Source organism: Halomonas sp. (assembly GCF_041689495.1).
Lineage (GTDB): Bacteria > Pseudomonadota > Gammaproteobacteria > Pseudomonadales > Halomonadaceae > Halomonas.
Window position 1 is genome coordinate 1 of the sequence record NZ_JBDNGD010000431.1, and the last position, 8,713, is coordinate 8,713.

7 protein-coding genes are annotated in these 8,713 nt (G+C 64.6%); 4 read left to right on the top strand and 3 right to left on the bottom strand.

Annotated features, from left to right (window positions below; translation table 11 throughout):
• Positions 1-181 precede the first annotated feature (181 nt).
• Positions 182-286: a hypothetical protein gene (locus tag ACESMD_RS13445; protein ID WP_372613987.1), complete on the top strand. Its 105-nt coding sequence runs from the start codon at positions 182-184 to the stop codon at positions 284-286.
• Positions 286-837: a group II intron maturase-specific domain-containing protein gene (locus ACESMD_RS13450; RefSeq protein WP_372613978.1), complete on the top strand. Its 552-nt coding sequence runs from the start codon at positions 286-288 to the stop codon at positions 835-837. Before ACESMD_RS13445 ends, ACESMD_RS13450 begins: the two co-directional genes overlap by 1 nt.
• Before the next feature lie 297 nt (positions 838-1,134).
• Here ACESMD_RS13450 and ACESMD_RS13455 read toward each other — a convergent pair whose 3' ends face one another.
• A complete protein-coding gene (locus ACESMD_RS13455; protein WP_372613989.1) occupies positions 1,135-1,650 on the bottom strand; it encodes a transglycosylase SLT domain-containing protein in 516 nt (171 codons plus the stop codon).
• Between the two features lie 154 nt (positions 1,651-1,804).
• The gene (locus ACESMD_RS13460) at positions 1,805-3,526 is read right to left on the bottom strand and encodes a proline--tRNA ligase (RefSeq protein ID WP_372613980.1); all 1,722 of its coding nucleotides are present in this window, start codon (positions 3,524-3,526) and stop codon (positions 1,805-1,807) included.
• 282 nt (positions 3,527-3,808) lie between these two features.
• On the opposite strand from ACESMD_RS13460, the gene ACESMD_RS13465 reads away from it, so the two are divergent.
• Both ACESMD_RS13465 and mdeB read left to right on the top strand, forming a co-directional pair.
• Positions 3,809-4,252, top strand: coding sequence for a hypothetical protein (locus tag ACESMD_RS13465; RefSeq protein ID WP_372613981.1), 444 nt, complete (start codon positions 3,809-3,811; stop codon positions 4,250-4,252).
• A gap of 122 nt (positions 4,253-4,374) precedes the next feature.
• Positions 4,375-7,071 carry an alpha-ketoglutarate dehydrogenase gene (gene mdeB / locus ACESMD_RS13470; RefSeq protein ID WP_372613983.1) on the top strand — a complete coding sequence of 899 codons (2,697 nt, stop codon included), beginning with the start codon at positions 4,375-4,377 and terminating at the stop codon, positions 7,069-7,071.
• An 82-nt stretch (positions 7,072-7,153) separates the two neighbouring features.
• Here the strand turns inward: mdeB and ACESMD_RS13475 are convergent, their stop codons facing one another.
• Complete coding sequence (locus tag ACESMD_RS13475; RefSeq protein WP_372613985.1) at positions 7,154-8,119, bottom strand: NAD(P)-dependent oxidoreductase; 966 nt, start codon at positions 8,117-8,119, stop codon at positions 7,154-7,156.
• Positions 8,120-8,713: the final 594 nt, after the last annotated feature.

Sequence of the window (8,713 nt, forward strand, 5' to 3'; positions counted from 1 at the left end):
AAGGACGGTAATCTTCTCTCGTGGTTGAGCACGTTGTAGCATACGCCTCACCTCGTTATGCAAAGTGTTTTCTCCAAGTCAGTACGCACTACGCGGATACAGCGATCCACTTTGCATAACGAGTAGATATACATAAGGCGGGCCACTTGGCCCGCTGCTGGCCAATATCCTGTTGGATGACGTGGACAAGGAACTGGAACGCCGTGGCCACCGCTTCTGCCGCTACGCCGACGACATGCAGAGCTACGTGCGCAGTCGGCGAGCGGGGGAGCGGGGGAGCGGGTGATGGCCAGTCTGAGCGATCGTCTCGAGAGCTCGCTCAGGCTCACGGTCAACCGTGACAAGAGCGCGGTGGATCGGCCATGGAACCGAGGGTATCTGGGCTACACGCTGACCCGGCACAAGCAGCCACGGCTGACCCTTGCCAAGGCCAGCCTGCAGCGGCTGATGCAGCGTGTCCGCGAGATCCTGCACCGCGGCAGGGGGCGCCACATCCGACGCGTCATCGAAGAACTGACTCCGATCCTGCGGAGCTGGGCCAGTTACTTCAGTCTCGTCGACGTGAAGCGCCCCCTGGAAGCACTGGATCAATGGATGCGTCGCCGACTGCGCGGCGTGATATGGCGGCAGTGGAAACGGCCAAGGACGCGACGCCGAAAGCTCCTGGCGAGTGGCCTGGATGCGTATCGTGCCTGGAAGTCAGCGGGGAATGGGCGCGGCCCGTGGTGGAACACCGGGGCGTCGCACATGAATCAGGCCCTGCCGAAGAAATGGGTCGAGCAGTTGGGCCTGATCTCGGTACTCGATACGCTAAGATGGCTTGCTCATTCATCATGAACCGCCGTGGTACGGAACCGTATGCCCGGTGGTGTGAGAGGACGGGGGAAGCAATTCCCCCTCCTACTCGATGGCCGGAATGTGCATGCTTCGGGGAAGAAAATGACAACGCCGGTCGGAGGGTTGGGGTATTTCCAGCGTTCTCCCGAGCTACCCTGGGGTCTGCACATGCCAACGGCGGTTTCGGGGGCCTGCAGCCTGCTGTCCGACCTGTCGGACTTGATCGAGCGTCTGGCCGCGGCTGAGCTGATCGAGCCGATGCCCGCTCCAGAGGAATCCATTCCGGGGAATAGCCCTTTATCGCTGGGCCGTAGCGCGCTCGCTGCCGGTCACGGGTTGGCGCCAGTGGCGCTGCCAGGCGCGCATCACGCGTTCGGAATACCAGGTCTTGCCGAGACTGCCGTTGTAGCGGGCCAGTGCCCGGGTCAGGTCGCCGCGCTCCACGGCAAGGTAGTGGGCCAGTATGGTGCAGCCATAACGCAGGTTGCGCCTGGGGTCCTTGAGGTCGTCGGCGGGCAGGCCCAGTTCGCGTACCCAGAAGGGCATGATCTGCATCAGTCCCACGGCCCCGGCGGAGGACACCGCGTCGGCCTGGAAGGCGCTTTCCACCTGGATCACCGCCAGCACCAGCTCCGGCGGGAGCCTGGCCAGGGTGGCCTCGTGGTAGATGCGTTGCAGCAACTGGCTACGCCGCTCAGCATCCTTCACGAAACGGCCGAGCCGAGGCTCCATGTCGTTGTGCCACTGGCGCGCCGCCCAGATCTCGGCCGCTGAGCGAGGCGTGTCCCTTGAGGCTTCCAGGGTGGCGCGCATCCTGGGAGTCACCACCGGCAGGGCATGCACGACTGCCGCCGGTTCCTGATCGCGCTGGGCATCCAGGGCACCCATGAAGGTGTCATCACCGGCACCAGCCGGGCCGGCGGCCAGGCTCTTCGATGCCAGCAGGAGGCTTACCAGTAGCAAGTGTCTAGCGGCCCACACGCTCGCCCAGGAAGTCGAGTATCTGATCGGCGGGAACCATGGTGGCGTCATTGTCGCGGCGTTCCTTGTATTCGAGTTCACCCTTGTCCAGTCCGCGATCACCGACCACCAGCCGGTGGGGAATGCCCATCAACTCCTGGTCGGCGAACCGCACGCCGGGGCGGAGGTCGCGGTCATCCAGCAGTACCTCGAACCCCGCCGTGGTCAGGGCCTGATAGAGGCGCTCGGACTCCTCGCGGACCCGTTGTGACTTATGGGCATTCATCGGCACCAGGGCGATCTGGAAGGGCGCGATGGCGTCGGGCCAGATGATGCCGTCGGCGTCATGGTTCTGCTCGATGGCGGCCGCCACGACCCGGGTCACTCCAATACCATAGCAGCCCATCCAGGGATGGGTAGCCTTTCCGTTCTCGTCGAGGACGGTGGCATTCATCGATTGGCTGTACTTGCGGCCCAGCTGGAAGACGTGGCCCACCTCGATGCCGCGCTTGATGGCGAGCACGCCCTTGCCATCCGGCGAGGGATCGCCCTCCACGACGTTGCGCAGGTCGGCGACCCTGGGCAGCGGCAGATCGCGCTCCCAGTTGATGCCGAAATAGTGCTGGCCGTCGACGTTGGCTCCGGCGCCGAAGTCGCTCATCTGGGCCACGCTGCGGTCGATGATGATCGGCATGTCGAGGTTCACCGGGCCCAGCGAGCCGGGGCCGGCGCCCACGGCGGCACGGATCTCCTCTTCGCTTGCCATGGTCAGCGGCGTTGCCACCTCGGTGAGGTTCTCGGCCTTGACTTCGTTGAGCTCATGGTCGCCACGGACCAGCAGGGCGATCAGGCCACCCTCGACGGAGTGGACCATCAGGGTCTTGATGGTCTTCTCGATGGGCAGGCCGTGTTGTTCCACCAGGGTGGCGATGGTGCGGGCATGCGGGGTGTCGACCCGGCGCAGTTCCTCGGTGGGTGCCGGGCGCTGTGCCTCGCTGCCCAGAGGGGCGGCCAGGGCCTCGGCCTTCTCCATGTTGGCCGCATAGTCGGACTCGGTGGAGAAGGCGATGTCGTCCTCTCCGGAGTCGGCCAGGACGTGGAACTCGTGGGAACCGGTGCCACCGATGGCGCCGTTGTCGGCGATCACCGGACGGAAATCCAGGCCCAGGCGGGTGAAGATGCGCACATAGGCGTCATACATCACCTGGTAGGTCTCCATCAGCGAGGCTTCGTCGGCATGGAAGGAGTAGGCGTCCTTCATGATGAACTCGCGAGCGCGCATCACCCCGAAGCGCGGGCGGATCTCGTCACGGAACTTGGTCTGGATCTGGTAGAAGTTGGCCGGCAGCTGCTTGTAGCTGGCGATCTCCTTGCGCACCAGGTCGGTGATCACTTCCTCGTGGGTCGGCCCGACGCAGTAATCGCGATCATGACGGTCCTTCAGGCGCAGCAGCTCGGGTCCGTATTCCACCCAGCGGCCGGATTCCTGCCACAGCTCGGCGGGCTGTACCGCCGGCATCAGTACCTCCTGGGCGCCGGCCCGGTCCATTTCCTCGCGGACGATGCGCTCGACCTTGCGCAGGGTGCGCAGACCCACCGGCAACCAGGTATAGAGGCCGGCGGTCAGCCGGCGGATCATCCCCGCCCGGAGCATCAGCTGATGGCTGACGACGTCGGCGTCGGCGGGGGTTTCTTTCAGGGTGGCGATCAGCAATTGGGTGGCGCGCATGGGTCCGGCGTTTCCTCGACCTTGGCACTGCAACACGGCGCTGCAGACAACGGATGACGGGGCCGCCACGGGCGGCAAGGATCTCGCATTGTACGGCGAAGCTCGGTTGGCGGCAAAAGCTGCGTCATCAGCGGAGTGGCCGGGAGACAGCGCCGGCGGGCCGCCTGCAAGGCGCCAAGAGAGACGGGTTTCGTCGCTGTGCTAGACTCTCGCTGATCCTGACCGCCGTTGGTGCCGGTGTCATGCCCGACCAACGTCCGCTTTTCCCTCTGGAGACTTTACATGAAACCTTGCTTTCGACGCGTCATGACCGGACTGGTGCTGGGTATCACCATCACCGCCCTGGCCGGCTGCGGGACCCTGTTTCATCCGGAGCGCAAGGGGCAGATCGGCGGACCCATCGACCCGGTGGTGGCCATTGCCAACGGAGTGGGATTGCTGTTCTTCATCGTGCCCGGCGTGATCGCCTATGCGGTCGATTTCTCCAACGGCACCATCTACCTGCCCAGTGGTCAGTCCACGACCGATGTCGAGACCCTGCCGCTGGACAAGGACATGGACGTGGCAGAACTGGAACAACTGCTCTCCGAGAAGAGCGGCAAGCCGGTCAGCCTCGATGATGAGCTGGTCAGGGTCGAGGCGGTCGAGACCCTGGACGAGGCCATCGCCCTGGTGCGCATGTCGGGGATCGGTGACGAGGAACGGCTGAGCACCGTCACCTTGTAGCCCTGCGATCACGTCTTTACAGGGTGGCTGTCTCAAGCCAGGTCGGCGTTCGGAACTGAGGCAGCGCCGTCTTGTAATTGACCTGCTTGAGTGAGAAGCTCGAACGGATAAGGAGAGCCGCCATGACCGCCCACCACGACACTAGTGCAGAATCCCTGCCGGTTACCGGGACCCCCGACGCCGACAGCGACCCCGAGGAAACCCGCGAATGGCAGGAGGCCCTCAATGCCGTGGTAGCCCATGCCGGAGAGGCGCGAGGGCGTTTCCTGCTGGAACAGCTCGACCAGGCTGCCAGCCACCTGGGCATCCATGACTATCACCAGCTCTTCTCCGCTTACCGCAACACCATTCCCCTGGAAAAGCAGCTTCCCTATCCGGGCAACCTCGCCCTGGAAGAGCGCATCACCGCCATCAACCGCTGGAATGGCCTGGCCATGGTCGCCCGGGCCAACCAGGCACACCCGGAACTGGGCGGGCACATCGCCAGCTATGCCTCGGCCGCCGAGATCTTCGAGGTCGGTTACCAGCACTTCTTTCGGGGTGATGAGGCCCCGCACGGGGCGGACCTGGTCTACCTGCAGCCTCACTCCGCGCCGGGTATCTACGCCCGCGCCTATCTCGAGGGCCGCCTCGATGAATCACAGCTCGAGCGTTATCGTCAGGAAACCCGCGGCGGTGGCCTGTCTTCCTACCCGCACCCCTGGCTGATGCCGGACTTCTGGCAGTTTCCCACCGGCTCCATGGGCATCGGCCCGATCAGCGCCATCTATCAGGCCCGCTTCATGCGCTACCTCGAGCATCGCGGCCTGACGGACATGGGGGATCGCCACGTCTGGGGCATCTTCGGCGATGGCGAGATGGATGAGCCGGAGTCCCTGGGAGGGCTGTCCATGGCGACCCGCGAGCGCCTCGATAACGTGACCTTCGTCATCAACTGCAACCTGCAGCGCCTCGACGGCCCGGTGCGCGGCAATGGCCAGATCATCCAGGAACTGGAAGCCATGTTCACCGGCGCCGGCTGGAACGTGATCAAGGTGCTGTGGGGCTCGGACTGGGATGCGCTCTTCGCCCGGGATACCGACCACGCCCTGCTGCGCCGCTTTGCGGCCACCGTGGACGGCAAGTACCAAACCCTGGGGGCCAAGGACGGCGCCTACAACCTGACGCACTTCTTTCAGGAAGACCCGGCACTCAAGGCCCTGGTCGCCCACATGAGCGACGAGGAAGTGGACGGCCTGAAGCGAGGCGGCCATGACATGCGCAAGCTGTATGCCGCCTTCGCCGAGGCGCGTGCCCACAAGGGGGCACCGACGGTCATCCTGGCCAAGACCAAGAAGGGCTACGGCATGGGGGCCAATGGCGAATCGCGCATGACCGCCCACCAGACCAAGAAGCTGGACCCCGAGTCCCTGGCGGCCTTCCGGGATCGCTTCCAGTTGCCGTTAAGCGATGACCACCTGGCCGAGATGCGCTTCTTCAAGCCCGCCGATGACAGCCCGGAAATGCGCTACCTGCAGGAACGCCGTCAGGCGCTGGGGGGCCCGATTCCCCGGCGACGCAGTGAGGCACCGCCCGTCACCGTGCCCGACCCGGCACGTTATGCCGGCTTCGCCCTGGAGGCCGACGGCAAGGCGATGTCGACCACCATGGCGGCGGTACGCATGCTCGGCGGCCTGCTCAAGGACAAGACCCTGGGGCCGCGTATCGTGCCCATCGTTGCCGACGAGGCGCGTACCTTCGGCATGGCCAACATGTTCCGCCAGGTCGGGATCTATTCCCCGGTCGGCCAGCTCTACGAGCCGGAAGACGCCGGCACCATGCTCTATTACAAGGAATCCCGCGACGGCCAGATTCTCGAGGAGGGCATCACCGAGGCCGGCGCGATCTCCTCCTGGACGGCGGCGGCCACGGCCTACAGTGTGCATGGCCTGGCGATGCTGCCGTTCTATATCTATTACTCGATCTTCGGCTTCCAGCGGGTCGGCGACCTGATCTGGGCCGCCGCCGACCAGCGCCCTCGCGGCTTCCTGTTCGGCGCCACCGCTGGACGGACCACCCTCAGTGGCGAGGGGCTCCAGCACCAGGACGGTAGCAGCCAGCTGATCGCCGCCACGGTGCCCAACTGTCGGGCCTATGATCCCGCCTTCGCCCACGAGGTGGCGGTGATCATGGACCACGGCATGCGCGAGATGCTCGAGGAAGGGCAGGACGTCTTCTACTACGTCACCCTGACCAACGAGAACACGGCCCAGCCCTCCCAGCCGGAAGGCGTCGAGGCCGATATCATCAAGGGCCTCTATCGCTTGCCGTCCCATGCCCCGTCCACCCCGAAGGTGCGTCTGCTGGGCTCGGGGGCTATCCTCAACGAGGTCATCCGTGCCGCCGACCTGCTCGCCGAGGACTGGCAGGTCGAGGCGGAAGTGTGGAGTGCCACCAGTTTCAGCGAGCTGGCCCGGGACGCCCGGGAAGTCGAGCGCCACCATCGTTTTCATCCCACGGATGCCCCGCGGAGGAGCCATCTGGCCGCCTGCCTCGATGGCGACATCCCGATCGTGGCGGCCAGCGATTATGTGCGCGCCTACCCGCAGTTGATTGCCAGTTATGTCCGCCCGCGGTTCCTGGCGCTGGGGACTGATGGTTTCGGCCGCTCGGATGCCCGGGCGGCGATGCGCGACTTCTTCGAGGTCGACGCGACCCATGTGGTGCTGGCGGCACTCCAGGCCCTGGTGGAAGAGGGCGATCTGCCGGCACAGCGCCTGGCCGACGCTCTGGCACACTACGACATCGAGCCCCCGGAAGCCGCGCCCTGGCAGCACTGAGTCGCTCTCCAGAGCCTCGAGGGATTTGTATGCCGATCGCCTCGTCGGTGAACACGGCGATGGGTGGGGAAGGTATCAAAGGCTATAGATGCTCGGCGATCCCCAGGCCGATGCCCTGGGCGCCGCCGGTCAGGTAGATTAGCCGTGAGTCGCTCATTCCTCGGTCTCCGGTGGTGTCCGGCGATACGCATCGACCAGGATCGCAGGATCGTGTTCGGTATGGCCGCGGTTGGCGTGGGCACGCAGCACCTGGGCGGCCAGGCCGCTCATGGGGGTGGCACTGCCGCTGCGCTGGCTCTGGGCCACAGCCATGTCCAGGTCCTTTAGCAGGGTGCGCAGGTGCCAGGGCGGGTTGTCGAAGTCGCTCGCCGCCATGCGTGGGGTGAGAATCTGGAAGGGCTGAGTCGGCGAAGCCGCCGGTGAGTGCTTCGGTCAGTCGGGTGGCATCCACGCCGCTGGACTCGGCCATGGCGACCATCTCGGCGAGCACCGCCGTCTGGCAGCCCACCACCATCTGGTTGCAGACCTTGGTCACCTGTCTGCTGCTCACCGGCCCCATGTGGGTCACCCGCGCCGAGAGCGGGGCCAGCAGCGGGCGGATGCCCTCGATCTCATCGGCTTCCCCGCCGCACATGATCGCCAGGCTTCCCGCCTCGGCACCGGCCACCCCGCCGGATACCGGGGCATCCACCCAGCGCATGCCGCACTGCCGGTGCAGTCGCTCGGCGAAGTCCCGCGTCGCGGCAGGGTCACTGCTGGAAAAGTCGATCAACACCTGGCCGGCCCTGCCGCCAGCGGCGATGCCGGCCTCGCCGAACACCACGGCTTCCACCACCGAGGTATTCGCCAGGCACAGCATCACCACATCGACGCTTTCCACCAGTTCGGCAATGGAAGCGGCCAGGCGAGCACCGGCGTCGACCACGCCCCTGGCCTTTTCCGGTGATCGATTCCACACGGTCACATCGAAGCCGGCCGAGAGCAGGCGGCGAGTCATGGGATCACCCATCAGGCCGATGCCGATGAAACCGAGGCGGGATTGGGTCATGGGGAGGTCTCCAGGCCGAAGGGAAAGCTCAAGGATGCGCGATGCAACGCCTGTTGATCAACGCTCCGGCGAAAGCCGTCGATTGCCTCCCATGACACATCGCAGCAACCGGGCGTGAAGAGGAGCCTGGGAGAGGCCACATCCCGGTCTGTATCCAAATGATGCATTGCAGAACAAAACTCCCCGGCTTGGTGCAGAATAATCGCCGAGCGGGGCAGTGATTTCTGCAAGATGCGGTAGGATGTTATATAACTATTTGATTTAATGAGAGATGCCGAGTAAGTGGCATGATTTTCGAATAGTAATAGTCAGATAACCGACCAGGCACAGAAGTCGAACGAGTCAAGGGACAAGCGTCCTGATGGTCGGAACCGATTGAAATGTCGCCTCTACCGGGCGATACACCGAGTGAGCTGGCGTGCTCCTACTGGTCCCCTTCGGGGGGCCTTTTTTTTGTTTTTTCCTTTGTCCTGTCGACCACCGAGGGGAGGTGCTTGAAGTCGGAAGTGGTATGGTCAGGAAATCACCAGAATGGGTAGGTATGCTATATGCGACTCAGGGTCCTGTCTGATCTGCACCTGGAACATTTCGACG